Origin of the sequence: Cohnella zeiphila (genome assembly GCF_014212055.1) — a bacterium.
Taxonomy (GTDB): Bacteria; Bacillota; Bacilli; order Paenibacillales; family Paenibacillaceae; genus Cohnella; species Cohnella zeiphila.
This window is the reverse complement of the sequence record NZ_JACJVO010000010.1, coordinates 102,726-122,192: the sequence shown is the minus strand read 5'-3', so window position 1 is coordinate 122,192 and position 19,467 is coordinate 102,726. Positions and strand designations below refer to the sequence as shown.

General features: G+C 60.6%; 16 protein-coding genes. 10 read left to right on the top strand and 6 right to left on the bottom strand.

Annotated elements, in window-relative coordinates:
• Positions 1–504 precede the first annotated feature (504 nt).
• Positions 505–3,636 (bottom strand): hybrid sensor histidine kinase/response regulator, encoded by a 3,132-nt coding sequence (locus tag H7C18_RS10180; protein ID WP_337913265.1) that lies wholly within the window; start codon positions 3,634–3,636, stop codon positions 505–507.
• Positions 3,637–3,775: 139 nt separating this feature from the next.
• Positions 3,776–4,666, bottom strand: coding sequence for a LysR family transcriptional regulator (locus H7C18_RS10175; RefSeq protein ID WP_185128941.1), 891 nt, complete (start codon positions 4,664–4,666; stop codon positions 3,776–3,778).
• A 170-nt stretch (positions 4,667–4,836) separates the two neighbouring features.
• On the opposite strand from H7C18_RS10175, the gene H7C18_RS10170 reads away from it, so the two are divergent.
• From H7C18_RS10170 to H7C18_RS10155, 4 genes are read left to right on the top strand one after another with little or no spacing between them, the layout of a single operon-like run.
• Positions 4,837–5,997 carry an extracellular solute-binding protein gene (locus H7C18_RS10170; RefSeq protein WP_202887002.1) on the top strand — a complete coding sequence of 387 codons (1,161 nt, stop codon included), beginning with the start codon at positions 4,837–4,839 and terminating at the stop codon, positions 5,995–5,997.
• 4 nt (positions 5,998–6,001) lie between these two features.
• Positions 6,002–7,687, top strand: coding sequence for an ABC transporter permease (locus tag H7C18_RS10165; RefSeq protein ID WP_185128940.1), 1,686 nt, complete (start codon positions 6,002–6,004; stop codon positions 7,685–7,687).
• A 5-nt stretch (positions 7,688–7,692) separates the two neighbouring features.
• Positions 7,693–8,814, top strand: a complete 1,122-nt coding sequence (locus H7C18_RS10160; RefSeq protein WP_185128939.1) for an ABC transporter ATP-binding protein — start codon at positions 7,693–7,695, stop codon at positions 8,812–8,814.
• Positions 8,815–8,826: 12 nt separating this feature from the next.
• The gene (locus H7C18_RS10155) at positions 8,827–9,531 is read left to right on the top strand and encodes a metallophosphoesterase (RefSeq protein ID WP_185128938.1); all 705 of its coding nucleotides are present in this window, start codon (positions 8,827–8,829) and stop codon (positions 9,529–9,531) included.
• A 752-nt stretch (positions 9,532–10,283) separates the two neighbouring features.
• Here H7C18_RS10155 and H7C18_RS10150 read toward each other — a convergent pair.
• The 3 genes from H7C18_RS10150 to H7C18_RS10140 form a co-directional block, all read right to left on the bottom strand.
• On the bottom strand, positions 10,284–11,600 hold the full coding sequence (locus tag H7C18_RS10150) for a glutamate-1-semialdehyde 2,1-aminomutase (protein ID WP_185128937.1): 1,317 nt from the start codon (positions 11,598–11,600) through the stop codon (positions 10,284–10,286).
• A gap of 34 nt (positions 11,601–11,634) precedes the next feature.
• Entirely contained in the window at positions 11,635–11,997 is a 363-nt protein-coding gene (locus H7C18_RS10145; protein ID WP_185128936.1) for a hypothetical protein, read from the bottom strand.
• A gap of 147 nt (positions 11,998–12,144) precedes the next feature.
• Positions 12,145–13,155, bottom strand: a complete 1,011-nt coding sequence (locus H7C18_RS10140; RefSeq protein WP_185128935.1) for an LCP family protein — start codon at positions 13,153–13,155, stop codon at positions 12,145–12,147.
• A 138-nt stretch (positions 13,156–13,293) separates the two neighbouring features.
• Between H7C18_RS10140 and H7C18_RS10135 the strand changes: the two genes are divergently transcribed.
• Genes H7C18_RS10135 through H7C18_RS10125 form a run of 3 tightly spaced genes read left to right on the top strand, consistent with a single transcriptional unit; the run spans position 13,294 to position 15,906 of the window.
• Complete coding sequence (locus H7C18_RS10135; RefSeq protein WP_185128980.1) at positions 13,294–14,316, top strand: ABC transporter ATP-binding protein; 1,023 nt, start codon at positions 13,294–13,296, stop codon at positions 14,314–14,316.
• On the top strand, positions 14,309–15,103 hold the full coding sequence (locus H7C18_RS10130) for an ABC-2 family transporter protein (RefSeq protein ID WP_185128934.1): 795 nt from the start codon (positions 14,309–14,311) through the stop codon (positions 15,101–15,103). The genes H7C18_RS10135 and H7C18_RS10130 overlap by 8 nt, the downstream gene beginning before the upstream one ends.
• A gap of 14 nt (positions 15,104–15,117) precedes the next feature.
• On the top strand, positions 15,118–15,906 hold the full coding sequence (locus H7C18_RS10125) for an ABC transporter permease (RefSeq protein WP_185128979.1): 789 nt from the start codon (positions 15,118–15,120) through the stop codon (positions 15,904–15,906).
• Between the two features lie 222 nt (positions 15,907–16,128).
• On the opposite strand, the gene H7C18_RS10120 is transcribed toward H7C18_RS10125, so the two are convergent.
• Complete coding sequence (locus tag H7C18_RS10120; RefSeq protein WP_185128933.1) at positions 16,129–16,314, bottom strand: hypothetical protein; 186 nt, start codon at positions 16,312–16,314, stop codon at positions 16,129–16,131.
• Positions 16,315–16,369: 55 nt separating this feature from the next.
• Between H7C18_RS10120 and bcp the strand changes: the two genes are divergently transcribed.
• The 3 genes from bcp (at position 16,370) to H7C18_RS10105 (ending at position 19,314) form a co-directional block, all read left to right on the top strand.
• Positions 16,370–16,834, top strand: a complete 465-nt coding sequence (bcp, locus tag H7C18_RS10115; protein WP_185128932.1) for a thioredoxin-dependent thiol peroxidase — start codon at positions 16,370–16,372, stop codon at positions 16,832–16,834.
• 656 nt (positions 16,835–17,490) lie between these two features.
• On the top strand, positions 17,491–18,432 hold the full coding sequence (locus H7C18_RS10110) for an ABC transporter permease (protein WP_185128931.1): 942 nt from the start codon (positions 17,491–17,493) through the stop codon (positions 18,430–18,432).
• 12 nt (positions 18,433–18,444) lie between these two features.
• Positions 18,445–19,314, top strand: a complete 870-nt coding sequence (locus H7C18_RS10105; RefSeq protein WP_185128930.1) for a carbohydrate ABC transporter permease — start codon at positions 18,445–18,447, stop codon at positions 19,312–19,314.
• Positions 19,315–19,467: the final 153 nt, after the last annotated feature.

Below are 19,467 nucleotides of genomic sequence, written 5' to 3'. Positions count from 1 at the left end.
TGCATTAGATAAGGGCGGTGCGAGAACGAATTCTCGCACCGCCTTTGTTGTCGGGCCGAGTACCGAATGCCGCGCCACGCGCCATAGGTGAAAATCGCCGTTGGCATGCGCGTTCCGCGTCGTTTTCGATGGCCGGTTACTGTACAGGCTCACCGAAGACGCGTCGCGCTCGGAGGACTGCGCTTTCGGGCGCGGACGAGACGCTAACGAAACTGAGCGGCGCTATTCCGGCAAAACCAAAGGATGGGCGGGCGTAACGAAACGTATGAACCTTATGAGACGGATAGCTGTTGTTTTTCCGACCTAATGGGGCCAATAACGTCGCTCAGTTTCCTTAAAACGTAAACCTGCTTCTGCGGAGTCGAATAAGAACGTGAGGTTTCGTTAGCGGCGGAACAGAGCGATTGCAGGGCCCAGACAACCGAGCAATCAACCTGCGGCCGGCGCTAACGGTTGCAGGGCCCGGACAACCAAGCGAGCCTTTGCGGATATTCGTTTATCGGCTCAGCGGTTCGATGGCCGAACGGTCCCGCCGGCACTACTCGTAGCGACAAAAGAGACGGACGTTCCGCGGCCCGGCTCGCTTTTGATCTGCAGGCCTTGCCCGTACCGTCTTTTCAAGCGCAGATCCGTATTCGACAGTCCGATCCCCGACTTGCCTGCGGACTCGCCGGCGAGAACGCGCCGCAGCGTCTCCGCATCCATTCCGGCCCCGTCGTCCACAACGGCGATTTCCGCGTACGTTCCGAAGTCCGCAAGCTTGATCAGCAGGCGCCCTCCGCCGGCGCGTTTCATCACTCCGTGTCTCACGGCATTCTCCACCAACGGCTGGATCGTGAGCGGCGGAAGCGACAGCTGCGCGGTATCGTCGATGTCCCACGCGATCCGAAGCCGGTCGCCGAAGCGTTCCTTCTCGATGTGCAGATAAGAACGGACGATGCTTAGCTCCTCTTCGACCGGGATCAGTTCATCCATCCGGTGAAGCTTGAATTTGTTCCTCAGAAAATGACCGAACGCTTCGAGCAGGCTGCGCATCCGATCCGAATCGACCTCGCTCAGGGCGGCCACCGAATTGAGCGCGTTGAACAAGAAATGGGGCTGAATCTGGGCCTGAAGCCAAGCGGCCTCCATGCGAAGCCTCTCGCGCACGGATTGCTTTACATCGGTCAGCGATTTGACCCTCGACCGCAATTCCATCGCGTCCACCGGCTTCGTCACGTAATCGTTGGCGCCGGCCCGGAATCCGTTCTCGATGTCTTCGGGCTGGCTTCTCGCCGTAAGCAGCAGAACGGGAAGGTCCGTGACCGAATGCCGCCGCCGAATCGAGCGCGTCAACTCGTAGCCCGACATGCCGGGCATCATGACGTCCGCCACCACGAGATCCCATTCTCTCTCGTCCAACATCGCCAGCGCTTCCTTGCCGCTGGTCGCCGTTTTCGTCTCGTAGAGCCGCTCCGGCGAAAGAATCGACTCGACGACCTTCAGGTTGACCGGATCGTCGTCGACGACCAGAATTCGCGGAAGGTCGGGAGGGGCGCCCGGTTCCGCCGGGCCGTTCGAGCCGCCCGAAACTTCGGAAGCGGCCGCTGCCTCAGCCGCGGCGAGCGCCGGATCGGACGCCGATATTTCCGTTTCTTTCCGCGCGTCATCCGGGACGTCGGATAGCGGCAGCGTAAATACGAACTCGGTCCCTCGGCCGGGAACGGATTCGGCTCGAAGCGTTCCCCCATGCAGCTCCACCAGCTGTTTGCTGATGCTCAGGCCGAGACCGAAGCCTCCTTCGATCATCGTCCGGTCGGGATCGCCCTGCTCGTATGGCTCGAACATGCGGCGCATCGTCTCCTCGTCCATGCCGGCTCCGGTATCCGATACGGCGATATGCGCCTTGCCGTCCCGAACGTGCCCTTGAATCGTCACTTCCCCTTCGGCCGTAAATTTCACGGCGTTATGAAGCAGGTTGAACAGAATTTGAATGACGCGGTTCTCGTCCGCGAAGACGAGCGGGAACGAGTCCGGAATCCGATTCGTCAGCCGCACCGGCTTTCCTTCCGTCATCAAGCGGAACATATCCAGCACGCCGGCGGCGATCGACTGGAGGCGAAAGCTGCTTCGCTGCACCCGGGGCGCGCCTTCCCGCAGACTCATCACGTCGAGAAGGTCGTTCAGCATAAGCGACATGCGCCGCCCTACCGACAAGACCGTCTCCAAATCTTTGACGCTTTCCGGACGAAGCAGGCGCTGCTCTCTTTCCAATACGGCTTGCGACACGTTCAGGATGCCGTGCAGCGGATTTCGCAGCTCGTGCGACGTATTGGCCAGAAATTGATCCTTGAGCTTGTCGGCCCGCTGAAGCTTGTCCGCGAGCTTTACGGTTTCGGAATGCACTTGGAAATAACGCCGGATCCAGACGGACGCGAAGCATGCCATCGCAGCGATGAGATCGAACGGGTAATAGACCACCTTGATGCTGGTAACGAGATAGTATTCCAACCAGACCAGGTGGCTCGCAAATGCGAGAATGGCCAACAGCCAAGAGACGCTATCTTTAAGATTGCGGACCGAGGCGCGGAACAGGGCGACGACGGTCAACCCGACCGAAATGGCGAACGTCGCCACGAACAACGGTTGAAGCTGCATGATCGGGCGGGTATCCAGAAGCAAAGCGAGCGCTCCGGCAATCCCGCAAAGAACCGCGTGCCACGAAACGATTCTGCGCCAGGATGCCGGCAATTGGGAAGCCACGCATCGAAGCAGGGAGAAGGCGACGCCGGTCAAGGCGAAATAAACGAGCTTGAAGCTCCAGGCGTATCCGATGGGGAACCAGAAGGACAGCAGCTTCTCTTCGCTTCCGAGCAAATTGTTCGCCATCGCGAATACGGCCAACAGGGCGAAGTAGAGAAGACTGTTCTCCCGCCTTCCCGCCAGAAACAGAATGAGCGCGTAGACCGCCTGCATCAGGAAAACGACGGCGACCATTTCCTGCATGGACATGGACAGCCGGGATTCCCGGTCGACTGCGTTCTCGGTTCCGAATCGGACGGAACGGATCATGCCGCTGTCGCGAGGATCCTCATAGTTGGCGGCTTCGACCGCAATCTCGATCACGCCGTCGCGATCGGGGGTGAAGGAGGCGGAATAAGGGTTGTTCCCGGGCGAATAGTCTTTCTTGTCCGCCGCGGGTTGTCCGGATTGGCCCAGCAGCCGGCCGTTCACGTACAGCATCGAGGAGCTGCGGACGCTTGTCAGGCGAATGGCGTAGGTGTAATCCTTCCCGGGATCGACCCGAATGACGAGCTTATACGTACCGTACCCGTAAGGGCTGTCGGCTCCGGCCCGCAAAGAATCGTTCCAGCCGCCCGGAACCTGGACATAATCGGGCGCCGCCCGGCCCTGCGGTTCTTGCGAATCGGCCAGCAAGGAGCCGGGGTAGAACGCCCACTGTCCGTCCAGCGAGATCGTGCCCCCGTCCGCCGCGTTCCATTCCCGCAAATCCAGCTGCCCTTTTACGGCATGCCAAGTCTGCTCGTGATGAAACGCCGAGAGCCAAGCAAGACGAGAAACGGTCAGGACGACGACGAATAAGATCGGCCACACCGCCATATTCCATTTTCCGGATCCGATCGAACGTTTGAACAAAGGGATGATTCTCCTTAAAAAGAAAGAGGACCTCGGCTCCCAAGCGAAAGCGTTGAGAGGAGATCCGTTTAGGTAAAGTCTACCATAGGGGACGTCAAAAGAAAATGGAAAGCCCGGTTCCCGAGACTTGGCTCGCCTATCAGACGCCGAGCTTGGTCCGGATGAAGGAGATGAACTGAGATGCCTGGGGAACGAGCTCGTCCTCCTTGCGGTACGCCAGGCTGATGGTCCGAAGCCGGACCTTTCCCGGCAAATCCCTCATCGCAAGCGTGCCCTCCGCCGCTTCCTTCATGACGCTGCGCCAGGGAAGGATGCCGATGCCCATGCCGTGCTTGACCGACTCCTTGATCGTCTCGATGGCGCCGAGCTCCATTCGGACGTTCCAGCGCAAGCCGTTCTCCATCGCCCACTGCTCGGACAGCTCGCGGGAGGTGGACCCCGGCTCGTGCACGAGGAACGCTTCCCCGCTCAAATCGTCCAACTCGACGACGGCTTTGGAAGCCAGGGGGTGAAAAGGAGGCACGACCAGCTTCAGATCGTCGTCGGCCAGCTTCACGATGTGGAGGTCGGACTCGACCCGTTCCGGCAAGGAGACGACGGCGACGTCGATCTCGCATCCGCGCAGCAGGCCGAGCGCATCGCCCGCCTGCTTGACGGTGAGCAACGGAATAGTGCGGGGGAACCGCTGCTGGAATTCGGCGAGATAGGCGGGCAGGAAATAGGTGGCCGGCGTATAGCTGGCGCCGATCCGCAGCTTGCCCCTTCCCGATTCCTTGTAGTCTCGCATAAGCTGCTGCGCTTCCTCGAACAGCGAGGATATTTTGCGGGCGTAGGGTAGCAGTTCTTCTCCCGCATCGGTCAGCACGATCCGGCCGGACCTGCGGCGCAGCAGATCCACGCCGAGCGCCTCCTCCAGCTTCCTCAGATGGAAGCTGACCGTCGGCTGGCTGAGCCCGAGCGACTCGGCCGCGTCGGTCATCGTCCGGCAGGCCGCCGCCTGGCGGAAAACCCGCAGTTGCTGAACGTTCAACGTTGTTCCCCCTCCCGGATGCTTGTTCATTTTCAATATAGATAACATCTATGAAATGATCAATATACATAGACAATGTTTAACTTCCGTTTATCATTCCGCTGACGTTCCGCTGACAATCCCCCTTTAAAGTGAAGCTATACCAAATGATCGCTAGGGGGATATCACCGATGAATCCAATTCGCAACAACCGCGCGCTGACGGCGGCCACTCTGCTCGGATTGACGATGGTCGCAGCCGCATGCGGCAATTCGGACAACGGCAGCAACGGCGGCAACGCGGGCGCTTCGTCCGCTCCGGCATCCACGGAGGCCGCTTCCACGGCTCCCGCGTCCGAGTCGGCTTCCGCTTCTCCGTCGGCCTCAGACGCCGGCGCTTCTCCTTCCGCCGCCAACGGCAACGGCGAGACGCTGACCGTGTATCTGAACGATTTCGACGACATCGTCAAGCCGATGTTCGAGGAGCAGACCGGCTACAAGCTGAACATCGTCTCGGGCAACGGCGCCGAGATCATGTCCCGCATCGAAGCCGAGAAGGGCAACCCGCATTGGGACGTCGTCTGGATGGACTCGATGCCTTCGATCGAAGGGCTCGACGAGTCGGGCCAGCTGCTCGACGGATGGGCGCCGAAGGGAGCGGACAAGCTGACCGACTTCGCGAAGAAATTCGTGCCCGCCAGCCAAGGCTACTACCCGACCGGAACGCACGCCGCCGGCGTCATCGTGTACAACACGGGCAAGTTCGATGAAGCGAGCGCGCCGAAGACGTGGAAGGACCTGGCCGATCCGAAGTTCAAGAACATGGTCGGGATGGCGGATCCTGCCGTTGCGGCTCCCGCTTACCCGTTCGTCGCGTACTTCTTCCAATCGCTCGGCATGGATGCCGGCAAGGACTATTTCAGCAGCCTGATTAAGAACGGCGTTCACGTCTATCCGAAAAATCCGAACGTGACCGACGCGCTGAAGGGCGGAGAAATTCAAGTGGCCGCGCTGCAGGAGAGCAACGCGTATGCGTACAAGAACGGCGGCGCGCCGATCAATATCGTATGGCCGGAAGACGGATCGCCGGGCTCCGTGCGGGTGGCGGCCATTCAGAAGAACACGCAGCACGCGGACGCGGCCAAAGCGTTCGTCGAATTCCTCCTCGACCCGAAGACGCAGCAAGCTCTCATCGACAAGGGCGACGAAAGCTACTTCGAGCCGAGCATTCAAGGCGTAACGGCGAAGCCGGACCGCGACGCGAACGCCAAGCTGGTCGTCGCCGACGCCCCTTGGGCTTCCAAGAACGAAGCCGAGATCAAGATGTGGTTCGCCGACAACTCGGTGAAGTAAGCCGATGATATCGCGCCTCTTCGCTAACGGGAACAGGACGGGCTGGCTGGTGCTGGCCGTCCTTGTTCTTCTTATCCTGCTTCCGCTGGCGGCCGTCGTCATCCAGGTGCTGCTGCCCGGCGTTTTCTTCGGGGAATGGAAGCTGGGCGATCTGTCGCTCTTGCTCGATGTATTCAAACGCCCGCTTTGGTATCAGTCGCTCAAAAACACGCTGATTCTCGGCCTGGGAACGACGGTGCTCGGCACCGCGATCGGAGCCGCGCTGGCGACGATCCGGTCCAGATGGACGTTCCCGGGCGCACGGCTGCTCGACACGGCCGTCTGGCTGCTGCTCATTACGCCGTCCTTCATTCTGGCGCAGGGCTGGGTCATGTTCGCGGCCGCGAACGGGCTGGCGAACCAATGGTTCGGCTGGCATTGGGTACACGGCGCCGTGTTTACGCCCATGGGGCTTATCGTCGTCATGGCGCTCAGCAAATTTCCGTTCGCTTATCTGTCGGTGCATACGGCGCTGGAGTGGCGGGTGGACCGGCTCGGCGAAGCGGGCCGCCTGAACGGAGGGCGTCCGTGGACGGTCTGGCGGACGATCGAGGCTCCGCTGCTGCTGCCGGCCTACTGCTCCGGCGCGATGCTCGTCTTCATGGATACGGTCGGGGACTTCGGCCTCCCGGCTTCGATCGCGGCGGTGTTCCGTTTTCCGACGTTGCCGTATTCGATCTATTCGGCGCTGTACACGTCGCCGATCCGTTTCGACATGGCCGGCGTACTGAGCTTTTATCTCGTGCTGCTGATCGCGCTCGCCATGGGCTTGCAATTTTACGTAATGCGCAAGTCCCGATTCGATTTTTTGACGGCCCGCGCGACCCGTTCGTCTGCCCGTCTGCCCGCCCGCGGAAAATGGCTGCTGGCGGCCGGCAACGCGCTGCTGCTGCTATTGGCTGCGGGAATCCCGTTCGTCTCGAATGTGCTTACTTCGCTGACGCGTTCGAACGGTACGGAGGGCGTCTCGTTTACTTGGGAATTTTACGGCCAACTGTTCGACCCAGGCGGCCAGCTCGGCGGGGGACTGCTCCATTCGCTGGAGATCGCCGCCAGCGCCGCCTGCGTCGGGCTGATCGTCGGCTTTTTCGTCTCGTACGTACTGACGTACTCCGGGTTCGCGCTGCGCCAGACGGTCGATGTCATCTCTCTGATCTCGCTGGCGGTTCCGGGCGTCGTGCTCGGTATCGGCTATATCTTTATTTGGAACCAGGCCTGGCTGGAGAAGATCGGCCTGCTGCTGTACGGCAAGCCCGCCATTCTCGTGCTGGCCGGCGTGGCGGGGGCGATCCCCGTTATTACCCGCGTCGTGACCGGGGCGATGGCCAAGGTGCCGAAGGGGCTGCTGTCCGCCGCGCAAATGCAGGGCGCATCCTTCGGCCGGAGAATCCGGACGATTCTGCTGCCGCTGATGAGGGGCGCGCTCGTCTCGGCGGCGCTCGCGGCGTTCGGATCGAGCGTCTTCGATCTGGCGGTTACTTCGATCCTGTTCCCGCCGAACTTCATGACCCTTCCGGTCGTGATCAACAAGGCGTTCGAAGACTTGAAGCTCGGCTACGCGTCGGCCGCCACCTTGACCGGCGGCGGCATCGTCGTGGCGATCATCCTCGTGCTGGAACGGCTGCTCAAACCGAAGAAACAAGGAGTCTGAAGCCCATGGATCCGATTCTGGAAGTCGTGGATTTGCAAAAAAAATACGGCGGGCAGACGGCGCTGGCCGGCATCGGCTTCAGCGTGTCCCCGGGCGAAATCATCAGCGTGCTCGGCCCGTCCGGCTGCGGCAAGTCGACGCTGCTGCAGCTCATCGCGGGTCTGCAGCAGCCGGACGGCGGCGAGATCCGGCTGCGCGGCGAGACCGTGTCGTCGGGAAGCCGCTTCGTTCCGCCGGAGAAACGGCGTATCAATATGGTTTTCCAGGACTATGCGCTCTGGCCGCATATGACGGTGTACGACAACATTTCCTACGGCTTGAAAAGAAAAAAGAACTCGGCGGCGGACATCAAGGAAAAGGTAAGCGAGCTGCTGGCCATGCTGCACCTGGAGAGCTTCGCGCAGCGCTTGCCCGCGCAATTGTCCGGCGGACAGCAGCAGCGGGTGGCGATCGCCCGCGCGCTGGCGACGGAGCCGGACCTGCTGCTGCTCGACGAGCCGCTGTCCAACCTGGACATGCGGCTGCGCATCGAGATGCGGACGGAGATGTCCTACCTGTTCCGCAGACTGGGCACGACCGTGTTCCATGTGACCCACGATCCGGAGGAAGCGTTCGCGATGGCGGACCGGCTGGTCATGATGCGCAATGGGGCGATCGATCAGATCGACCGTCCGCACGCCTGCTACCGGCTCCCGGCGACGCCGTCGGCCGCTTCGCTGCTCGGAGCCGGCAACCGGCTCGAAGGCGAATCCATGTTCGAAGAAGGCGTGCCGGCGCTTCAGATCGGCTCCACGATCGTACGGGGAGCTTCTCCGGTCGTTTGGAACAATCGAATGAAGCAAGCCGAAGCGCTGTTCCGGCCGGATGCGGCGAGCTGGGAGACGGCGATCGGGGCGGAAGCCGACGAAGTGGCGGCCGCGGCGGAATCGTCCGCGAACTCGCCGTTCAACCGGATCGCCGCCCGGGTCGTGCACAGCTCGTTCGAAGGGAACCGCTGGCGAGTGCTCGCGGAGGGCGCGCCCGGACGCAGGCTTGCCCTGTTCCACCACGAACCGCTGGCGTCAGGGACGACGGGGCATCTCGTCGTTCCCGTCGCCGATACGTTCCTTTATCCGCTGCCGGGTTGAAGGGGGGAGATCATGTCTCGCATCTTAGCGATCTCGGACATTCACGGCCATGCGGAGGGAGCGCGCTCGCTCCTGAGCATGGCCGATTATATTCCGGGGACCGACCGATTGTATTTGCTCGGCGATTTTATCGACCGCGGCCGCGATACCTGGGACGCGCTTGGCGCGGTGCGGCAATGGACGGCGGAAGGGGCGAAGGCGCTGCTCGGCAACATGGAGCGGTGGCTGCTCGAGCTTTCCGCCGAAGGGAATGGGCTGCCGGAGGACTCGGCGGATTTGGTTTTCCTGAAGGAGACGCCGCTCTATTGGCGGGACGGAGGGGATTGGCTGTTCGTCCATGCCGGCATCCGGCCGGGCGTCCCCCTCGAGCAGCAGCGGGCGTCCGATCTGATCGGCATTCGCCAGGAATTTTGGGGGCAGGGAGCGGGACTGGGGCAAGATCAGGGGCAAGGACAGGGGCAAGGTCAGAGCCGGAGTCAGGCGGAAAGGCTTCCGTATACCGTCGTGTTCGGCCATACGCCGACCTTCAAGCTGGGAGCGCCGGCCGGCGAGCTCTGGTTCGGTCCGGACCGGATCGGCATCGACACCGGCGCCAAGCACGGCTGCCGCCTGACGCTGGTCGACCTGACCGGCGGCCTGTCCTATTCCTGCTCGACCGCCCAGCCGGGCGTCTACACCGACTACCGTATCGCATCGTTCTCGGGAGTCGGAATTTGAGCGGTCCCGGGAAAGGGGAATGGACTCATTGCCAGTTCGGGCCAAGCCGGCAGGCCGCAACAGGGCAGGCCGTAAGTTACGATAGGCCGTTATTCTCAAGGCCGCAATCCGGCAGAAGCGGCAGGCTGCCGCTCTGCCGGGCTGCGAGTCCTGTCGCTTTGACCCGCTGCTGGTTCGGTAGCGCTCCGGCAGCGATCACGCGCCCGACGACTAAGTGTCCAAAAGCAACTAATCAGCCCGCGCCTCCGCATTCTGTTCCGAGTTCGTGTCGAAAAGCAATAACCTCGCATGTTCCGTCGATTTTTCCGTTGATTAACTGCTTTGAATCGTCCTAGAAATCGGAATGGGAGAAGGCATTCATAGAGCAGAAGCTCGGATGGAACGTTCCGGAAGCGGCAGCGGTTACATGTTTGCGGTTTGCTTTATCTTACGTGTGGCGCGATTCGGCGAGCCAAGCTTCCGCTGTCATCAGGTCGCTGAAGAGGTCCCGCAGGCTTATGAAGAGGAACCGACGTTGCGGAAACGGCTCTTCCCGAGCCTCCGTCCAGCTACGATCCGCTTACAGCTGCCAACGATGAGCTGTAGCGTTACGGCTTCCCGGCGCGGCTTAAGGATCCGGAAGTATTGGAACAGTGGATGGCAGATGAGCCATTCAACAAAACGGGCACCGTTCAACATAGTGCCTCTCCAAACCCGATTCGGCGGTGAACATAGGAAATGGCGCCGGGAGCCCGGCGCCATGTGTCAAAGGTTCATCGCGCCGCGATGGCGCGGAAAGACGCTTCCGCCGCTTCCAGCGTGGCGTCGATGTCGGCGTCCGTGTGCTCGGTCGTCAGGAACCAGGCCTCGTACTTGGACGGTGCAAGGTAGATGCCGCGCTCCAGCATCTCGCGGAAGAATCGGGCGAACAGCTCTCCGTCCGTATCCTGGGCTTCGGCGTAGTCGGTAACCGGGTGATCGCAAAAATGGGTCGAGAGCGCGCCGGCGATCCGGTTGACGGTGAGCGAGATGCCGTTCCGGCCGGCCGCCGTCTGCAGGCCGGCCGCGAGCCGCGTCGTCAGCGCCTCCATGCGCGGGTAGACGCCGGGCTCGCGCAGCACGCCGAGGCAGGCCAGGCCCGCGGCGACGGAAGCGGGATTGCCCGCCATCGTGCCGGCCTGATAGGCGGGCCCCAGCGGCGCGACCTGCTCCATCACCTCGCGCCGTCCGCCGTAGGCGCCGATCGGCAGGCCGCCGCCGATGATCTTGCCGAGCGCGGTCAGGTCCGGTTCGATCGCCGCGAGATCCGGAAAAGCCGCCGAATACGTCTGCGTCGTGCCGTAATGGAAGCGGAACGCCGTGATCACTTCGTCGTAAATCACGAGCGCCCCCGCTTCGCGCGCCATGCGGCAGACGCCTTCGAGGAAGCCGGGCTTCGGCATGACCATCCCGAAGTTGCCGACGATCGGCTCGACCAGCACGGCGGCCGTCTCCGGCCCCCAGCGCTCGAGCGCCAGCTTGAGGCCGTTCAGATCGTTGAACGGCACCGTGATCACTTCGCCGGCGATGCTGCCGGGGATGCCGGCGCTGTCGGGGATGCCGAGCGTCGACGGGCCGGATCCGGCCGCGACGAGCACGAGGTCCGAGTGACCGTGGTAGCAGCCGGCGAACTTGATGATCTTCGTGCGGCCCGTCGCCGCCCGCGCGACGCGGATCGTCGTCATGACGGCCTCGGTGCCCGAGTTGACGAAACGCACCTTATCCAGCGACGGGACTGCTTCCTTCAGCTGCCGCGCCAGCTCGATCTCGTTCTCGGTCGGCGTGCCGTACAGCGTGCCGTTCTGCGCGGCTTCCACGATCGCTTCCGTCACGCGGGGGTGCGCATGGCCGGTAATGATCGGGCCGAACGCCGCGAGGTAGTCGAGGTAACGGTTGCCGTCAACATCCCAAAAGTAGGCGCCTTTCGCCCGCTTCATGAACACGGGAGCGCCTCCGCCCACCGCTTTGAACGACCGGGACGGGCTGTTCACCCCTCCGACGATGTGCCGCTGCGCTTCTTCGTACAATTTTGCCGATTCGGCTCGATTCATCCTCTTCACGCCCTCTTTTCGTAATATCGCTCGCTCAAAACCTGCAAAAATGCAGTTTTTTCCTCCGCCAGCCGTCCATCGAATAGCGAGAACTGCAAAAATGCAGTTTTTTGGCGGACTGCAGCCTCTTAACGCGGCATCCGGAATGAAATTCCTGCATTTTTGCAGGCATTATGGTGAAAATGGCCCGTGCCGGCTCGAAAGCCTGCACTTTTGCAGGTTTGCCCGTTCGGGGGGAACCGTCGGGGCAACCCGGCCCTGCGTTGCGAAGCGACGAAAGCCGCGCCGCCGTTCCGCCGGCCGAATCGCGGCAGCCTTGTCCGTTCCCGGCGCAGCCTGCCGTTTTCGGCGCAAGATTGCCCGTTCCAAACGGCGGCACTCCCGCTTCCGGCGACAACCCGCCCACTCCCGATGGGCAGCACTCCGCTCCCGGCGGCATCCCGCCCATAACCTGCGGCAGCCTGTCCGCCCTCGCGGCCTCCACAAAAGAAAGCCGCCCTCCCGGGAGAGTGCGGCTTTCGAATCTGACGCCCGCGGCGGCGGTTTACGGGGAGGCCGAAGCCGAGGCGGACGAAGACGCCGACGGAGAAGGCGTCGCTTCCGTCGTATCCGCGGCGAGCTGCTGCTGCACGAAGCCTTTCAGCGCGTCGAGGTCCTTCACGCCGAGAACCGCCGCGCCGCCTTCGCGCTCGTCGGAGATCAGATCCATCGGCGGAACCTGGGCGGAGCCGGCTTCATGCGACTTGTAGCCGAGGCTGGCCAGCTTGAGCATATCGTTCACGGACAGGTTCGTCTCGATATACGGATTGATCTTGTTCAGGATGTCCGGCAGCTTGAACAGGTTCCAGCCGCTCTTCAGCTTGTCGGCGATGGCGCCGAGGAAGGCGCGCTGCCGCTCCGTCCGCGTGAAGTCGCTCATCGCGTCGTGGCGGAAGCGCACGTACTGCAGCGCGTGCTCGCCGTCCAGGTGCTGCTGGCCTTTTTTCAGATCGATATCGTACTTGTGGTCGTCCGCCGCGTCCGTGTAGTGCATATCCTTCTCCACGTAGAAGTCGACGCCGCCGATCGCGTCCACCAGCTTGATGAACCCTTGAAAATCGACGTAAACATAATACTGAATGTCAAGACCGAGCAAGTTGCCGACCGTCTTCATCGCCAGGTTCGGGCCGCCGAGCGCAAGCGCCGCATTGATGCGCTCCTTGCCGTGGTCGGGAATGGAGACGTACGTGTCCCGGAGAATCGAGAAGAGATGCGCTTTCTTGGTGACCGGGTCGAACGAAGCGACCATCATCGAGTCCGAGCGGGGCACTTCGCCTTTGCGCAGTCCGCGAGCGTCGCCGCCCATCAGCAGAATGTTGACCCGCTCGGTACCGGTCCATTCCGGCGGCTTTTCCTCCGGCTTTTCCGTGAATTGTCCGAACAGGGATTGATCTTGCGGCTTTTGCATCTGATCGAGCTCGTGATAAGTGCCGTATATTTTCCAGCCGCCGACCGCGAGCGCGACGATCACCAAGGCGACGAAGGCCAGCAGCGTGCGTTTCCAGGCTTTTCTCATATGCGCGGAATCCCCTTGTCGCATTGCTCCCCCTTCTTGGCGGAAGCTTCGCGTATTATAATAACATATTGTAAAATTATAAAGTTAGGTCGCATATAGAATCAAGTAATGTCGAAAATTGGAGGGTGGAACGAACGGATGCTGGCCATCGACGTTCATCAGCTGCGCAAGCAGTTCAAGGTTCAGAAAAACCGCGAAGGCCTGAAGGGAGCGATGCTCGACCTGTTCAAGCGCGAGCATACCGAGGTGACCGCGGTCAAAGATATTAGTTTTCAGATTCCCCAAGGAGAGATTTGCGGATACATCGGCGAGAACGGCGCCGGCAAATCGACGACGATCAAGATGCTGACCGGCATTCTGGTGCCGACGTCCGGCAAGCTTCTGGTGAACGGATTCGTGCCCCATAAGGAAAGGGAGAAATTCGTGCACGGCATCGGCGTCGTGTTCGGCCAGCGGAGCCAGCTGTGGTGGGACATCGGCGTCATCGAGTCGTTCCGGCTGCTGCGCAAGGTGTACCGGGTCGACGAGGCCGACTTCCGGCGGCGATTGGACGAGCTGGTGGAGACGCTGCAGCTTCAGGAGCTGCTGAACCGTCCGGTCCGCAAGCTCAGCCTCGGCCAACGGATGCGTTGCGAACTGGTGGCCGCGCTGCTGCACCAGCCGTCCATTCTGTTCCTGGACGAGCCGACCATCGGCCTGGACATCGTCGTGAAGACCGAAATCCGCGAATTTCTCAAAAAAATCAACCGCGAGCACGGAACGACCATTTTGCTGACGACCCACGACCTGCAGGACATCGAAGCGCTATGTTCCCGCGTCATCATGCTCGACGACGGCCGGATCATCTACGACGGCGGCCTCGAGGAGCTCAAGGAGCGCTGGGGCAAAGGACGCGAGGTACAGTTCCAGTTCACGGATCCGATCAGCCTGGACGCGGTGTCCGCCTGGACGGCGGGAATGGACGTCCGCTGGACGAAGGAGAACGATCTGACGGCCAAAGTCTGGATTCCGCGCGAGATGAACGTGTCGGACGTACTGTCGCGGGTCGTCGGCTCGGCGGAGATCAGCGATATTAAAATTTTCGAGACGAACACCGACGAGATCGTTCGCGAGATATACAAGACGGGCAGCTCGGAGGCGAAGGAGGCCGTTCGTGCTTAGCGCTTATCTGGACTTCGTGCGCATCCGATTTCTCATGATGCTCGCTTATCGCGTCAATTATTACAGCGGCATTATTATTTATGCGATCAATATCGGAGCTTATTATTTCATGTGGAAAGCGATTTTCGGCGACGCCGAGACGTTGGGCGGGTTCACGGTCATGCAGATGACGACCTACATCGCGGTATCGTGGATGGCGCGCGCCTTCTACTTCAATAACCTCGACCGCGAAATCTCAAACGAGATCCGCGACGGCAGCGTGGCCGTACAGATGACGCGTCCGATCTCGTATCTGATGGTCAAGCTGATGCAAGGGTTCGGCGAGGGCGTGTTTAGGCTGCTGCTGTTCATGGTGCCGGGGATGATCATCGTCAAGCTGATTTTTCCGATCGAGCTGCCGGCCGATCCGATGCGGTGGATCGTGTTCTTCGTCATGCTCTGGTTCAGCTTCCTGATCAATACGCAGCTCAATATCATGACCGGATTGTTCGCTTTTTTCGTGGAGAACAATCAGGGACTGATGAATATGAAAAGAATCGCGATCGACCTGCTCTCCGGCGTCATTCTGCCGATGTCGTTCTTCCCGGGTTGGGCGCGGGCGGTGCTGAGCTGGCTGCCGTTTCAGGCGATCACGTACCTGCCGAGCTCGGTGTTCACCGGCCGGCTGAACGGCTCGGACGTCTGGAACGCCGTGCTCGTTCAGGCGATCTGGTTCGCGGTGCTGACCGTGCCGATCGCGTGGATGTGGCGGGCGGCGCGCACACGCCTGTTCGTGCAAGGAGGTTGACGGCGATGCGGCGAATGGCTCAATCGATGTCCTTGTTCCGGGAATACATCGGGAATTATATTAAGACCAAGCTGACTTACCGCGCCGACTTCTGGGTCGAGGTGATATCCGACCTGATGTTCTCGGCGATGAATCTCATCTTCATCTTCGTCGTGTTCCGGCAGACGCCTGCTCTGGGCGACTGGAGCGAGGCGGAGGTCGTGTTCGTGTACGGCTACTTTATGATTCCTTACGGCATTTTCAGCACGTTTTCGAACTTGTGGAACTTCAGCGACCGCTATATTACGAAGGGCGAGATGGACCGGATTCTGACCCGGCCCGCCGGCTCGCTCACCCAGGTCATGCTGGAAAACGTCGATCCGCCTTCGCTGATCGGCTCGCTGGTCGGCATCGGCATCATGATTGCCGCCTGGCTGCGGCTCGATCTGCCGTTCCACTGGTACGATCCGCTCGTGCTGATCGTGATGGCGCTCGGCTCCACGCTCGTCTACGTCGGCTTGTACACGGCGCTGGCGGCGATCTCGTTTTTCTCCGACGCGCCGACCGGTATCGTGCCTCTGATCTACAACATTCAGAACTACGGACGGTACCCGATCCAAATCTACAATCGGACGATCCGCTTCCTGCTGACGTGGCTGCTGCCATTCGCCTTCGTCGGCGTGTATCCGGCGTCGTTCTTCCTGGTGGGGCACGGCGGCCGGGCGATGGCCTGGCTGACGCCGGTCGTCGGCGCGATCGTGCTGGCGCTCGGCCTCTGGGTATGGCGCAGCGGCGTCAAGCGTTACCGCGGCGCGGGGTCTTGAGGGGGCGGGACCGCAAGCTTTTGCTAAATTCACCGAAGAACCGCTCATGTGAGTAATCAGGTTGCTCTCTTGCGCCGCATTCGCCGAAGAACCGCCAAAGTAAGTAATCTGGTTACTCTCTTGCGTCGAATTCTCCGAAGAACCGCCAAAGTAAGTAATCTGGTTACTCTCTTGCGCCGCATTCATCGAAAAGCTGCCAAAGTGAGTAATCAGGTTGCTCTCTTACGCCGCATTCGCCGAAGAACCGCTCATGTGAGTAATCAGGTTGCTCTCTTGCGCCGAATTCGCCGAAGAACCGCTCATGTGAGTAAACAGGTTGCTCTCTTGCGCCGAATTCGCCGAGGAACCGCCAAAGTGAGTAATCAGGTTGCTCTCTTGCGTCGGCAAGCTGGCCGGATTCTCGGCCATTTCGGGAACCATAGTCATACAATAACAAATAGGTGAATCCAAGGAGCGAGGAAAAATGTCACAACCGCAAATCGGACAACCCGCGCCGGATTTCGAACTGGAGTCGTCGGACGGGGGCCGCTTGAAGCTGAGCCAACTGCGAGGCCGCAAGGTGGTCTTGTTCTTTTATCCGCAAGACTTGACACCGACATGCACGCAGGAGGCTTGCGACTTCCGCGACGCGAACCCTGACCTGCTTAAGGCGGGAGCGGTCGTTCTCGGCATCAGCCCGGACCCGGTGAAGTCCCACGGGAAATTCATCGATAAGCACGGCCTGCCGTTCACGCTGCTGTCGGATCCGGACCATGCGGTAGCGGAGCAGTACGGTCTTTGGCAGGAAAAGAAGCTTTACGGAAGAACGTACATGGGCATCATCCGCACGACGTTTCTGATCGACGAGGAGGGCATTCTTCGGAAGGAATGGAAGGTCAACCGGGTGAAGGGACACGTGGAAGAGGTGCTGGCGAAAGTGAAAGGGTGAGAAACTTTCGGCGACGTGCTGGTGAAGCTCCTTAAGTTGAAGGAGTTTAAGCTGCGTCGCCGGTACGGGGTGAACCTGCTGGCGGCTCCGCGAATCTGCACCTGAAGTCAGCAGCCTGCCTTCCGCCTCTAGGCCTATTTCCCTAGGCTTCACCCTAGGCCAGCCGCACAAAGCTTCGTTCCTCGAGCCAACCGCCAGCCTTCAACCCCATACAAACTTCGGTGCCGCGCCTGATGCTTGCCAACCCGAACCCGTTGCCGTTCGTCGCATGCTTCTGTCGTTTATCCCAATCATCACTGCAGCTCTGAAGCAATGTCGACGTCCGAAGCAGCCTTCTGCCGACCAGCATGGAACCTAACAGCCCTGTCAATCCTTTTTGCGGGGAATTCGGCCGGCTTCGACTTCCCCATAAAGATCCGCATTCTTAATTCCATCGAATCCTCCCGTCACAATCGCAACCTCCGCCACAGCCTCCGCCGCAGCCTCTTGTCACAGCCGTAGCATCCTTCGCAGTCCCTGTCACAATTCCGCCCCCTGCAAATCAACAATCATCCTCCCGGCACCGCCTTAAAATCTTATAAAAAAAACTAAAGATCGAAGAAATGCGCCCTGACGGCCGCGTGCTAAGCTATAGAAAAATCAAGACAGGTGATGGCATGGACGCAAAGTCGGCGGCAGGCCGAACGGCCGGCGGCCTGAGCATCAGGCTTAGGACCGTTCTGAAGCATAAAACGATGTATTTGATGTTGCTGCCCGCAATGGTCTATTTCATCGTTTTCAAGTACATTCCGATGGGCGGAATTCTGATCGCGTTCAAAAATTACAACATGGTGCTCGGCTTGTGGGACAGCAAGTGGGTCGGGCTCACCAACTTCAAGGATTTCGTGAACGGGGTCTACTTCTGGGACATCATGGGCAACACGATCATTCTCTCGCTCTATAAGCTGGCGTTCGGATTCTCCGCTCCCGTCCTGCTGGCGCTGCTGCTCAACGAGGTACAGACTCAGTGGTTCAAGCGGGTCGTGCAGACGCTCACTTACTTGCCCCATTTCCTCTCCTGGGTCATCGTCTACGGCTTGATGGTCGCATTGCTCGCTCCGGGCGACGGCCTGATCAACATGCTGCTGAAGGAGAACGGCTTCGCGCCGATCTCGTTCCTGACGGAGTCGGCCTGGGCCCGGCCGATGGTCGTCCTGTCCGAGATTTGGAAGGACATCGGCTGGGGAGCGATCCTGTATCTGGCCGCGCTGGCGGGCATCGATCCGAGCCAATACGAGGCGGCCCGCATCGACGGCGCCTCCAAGCTGCGGCTGCTTTGGCACGTGACGTTGCCGGGTATCCGAAGCGTCGTGGTGCTGATGCTCGTTCTCAAATTAAGCCACATTCTGGACGCCGGATTCGATCAGATTTTCATGCTTGCGAACACCTTCAACCAGGACAAAATCGACATCATCGACACTTGGGTGTACCGCGAAGGCCTGCAGCGATTGAAGGTCGGCTTGGCGACGGCGGTCGGTCTGTTCAAGGCGGTGATCGGCTTCGGTCTGGTCATCGCGGCCAACAAAGTCGCCAAAAAATTCGACGGGCAAATCTGGTGAGGTGAAGACAACATGACAAACCTGACGTTTGGCGAAAAAGCGGGACAGGCCGTCGTCTATCTCGTGCTGACCCTGCTGGCGCTGCTGTGTCTGTTTCCTTTCGTGTATGTCATTGCCGTCTCCTTCACCCCGGCGACGGAGGTGATGAGGCGCGGCATCGTCATCATTCCCGAGAAGGTTACACTGGCGGCTTACAAGGAAGTGTTCTATCACCACGGCTTCGGGCAAGCGTATCAGATTACGCTGTTCCGCACGCTGGTCGGCACGGCGCTCAATATGCTGTTTACCGTCTTGGCCGCTTACCCGCTATCCAAGAAGTATCTGCCTGGCCGAGGCGTCTTCCTGCTGGCGATCGTATTCACGATGATGTTCAGCGGCGGGCTGATCCCGACTTATCTGCTCATTCGCTCGCTTCATCTGCTGGACACCGCTTGGGTGCTCGTCATTCCGACGCTCATCAGCGCGTTCAACGTCATTATCGTCAAAGGTTTCTTCGAGCAGCTGCCGGGCGAGATCGAGGAGTCGGCGCGGGTCGACGGCGCGAGCGAGCTGCAGGCGCTATGGAAGATCGTCCTGCCGCTGTCGATGCCCGTGCTGGCGACGATCTCCCTGTTCTACGCCGTCGGCCACTGGAACAGCTATTTCGACGCCATCGTGTACATCAACGACACGAAGCTGATGCCGCTTCAGGTCGTGCTGCGCAACATTCTGCTGAACCTGCAGGCGCAAAGCGCGGACCCGGCCGCGAACACGGAGTACGTCAGCACCGCCGCGCTGCAGATGGCGGCCGTCGTCGTGACGACGCTGCCGATCCTGGTCGCTTATCCGTTCTTGCAGAAGCACTTCACCAAAGGAGTGCTGATGGGCTCCATCAAAGGCTGACGTCGGAGGGCAACGCTTCCTCCGAGGTCGACCTTAAGAGAGACGCCGTCCACCGAGGTTTGACATGAAGAGGGGCGCCGCCTCCTTTGAGGATTGAGATCAAAGGGAGCAACAACTCCATCGAAGACGGATGCCAGGACGGGCGAACGCCGC

Excerpts from the sequence above, each read along its gene's own strand:
- H7C18_RS10160 (WP_185128939.1), top strand. The coding sequence starts at position 7,693 with ATGGATCCGATTCTGGAAGTCGTGGATTTGCAAAAAAAATACGGCGGG.
- H7C18_RS10125 (WP_185128979.1), top strand. The coding sequence starts at position 15,118 with ATGGCTCAATCGATGTCCTTGTTCCGGGAATACATCGGGAATTATATT.
- H7C18_RS10140 (WP_185128935.1), bottom strand. The coding sequence starts at position 13,155 with ATGAGAAAAGCCTGGAAACGCACGCTGCTGGCCTTCGTCGCCTTGGTG.
- H7C18_RS10135 (WP_185128980.1), top strand. The coding sequence starts at position 13,294 with ATGCTGGCCATCGACGTTCATCAGCTGCGCAAGCAGTTCAAGGTTCAG.
- H7C18_RS10165 (WP_185128940.1), top strand. The coding sequence starts at position 6,002 with ATGATATCGCGCCTCTTCGCTAACGGGAACAGGACGGGCTGGCTGGTG.
- H7C18_RS10170 (WP_202887002.1), top strand. The coding sequence starts at position 4,837 with ATGAATCCAATTCGCAACAACCGCGCGCTGACGGCGGCCACTCTGCTC.
- H7C18_RS10110 (WP_185128931.1), top strand. The coding sequence starts at position 17,491 with ATGGACGCAAAGTCGGCGGCAGGCCGAACGGCCGGCGGCCTGAGCATC.
- H7C18_RS10105 (WP_185128930.1), top strand. The coding sequence starts at position 18,445 with ATGACAAACCTGACGTTTGGCGAAAAAGCGGGACAGGCCGTCGTCTAT.
- H7C18_RS10120 (WP_185128933.1), bottom strand. The coding sequence starts at position 16,314 with ATGGCCGAGAATCCGGCCAGCTTGCCGACGCAAGAGAGCAACCTGATT.
- H7C18_RS10155 (WP_185128938.1), top strand. The coding sequence starts at position 8,827 with ATGTCTCGCATCTTAGCGATCTCGGACATTCACGGCCATGCGGAGGGA.
- H7C18_RS10150 (WP_185128937.1), bottom strand. The coding sequence starts at position 11,600 with ATGAATCGAGCCGAATCGGCAAAATTGTACGAAGAAGCGCAGCGGCAC.
- bcp (WP_185128932.1), top strand. The coding sequence starts at position 16,370 with ATGTCACAACCGCAAATCGGACAACCCGCGCCGGATTTCGAACTGGAG.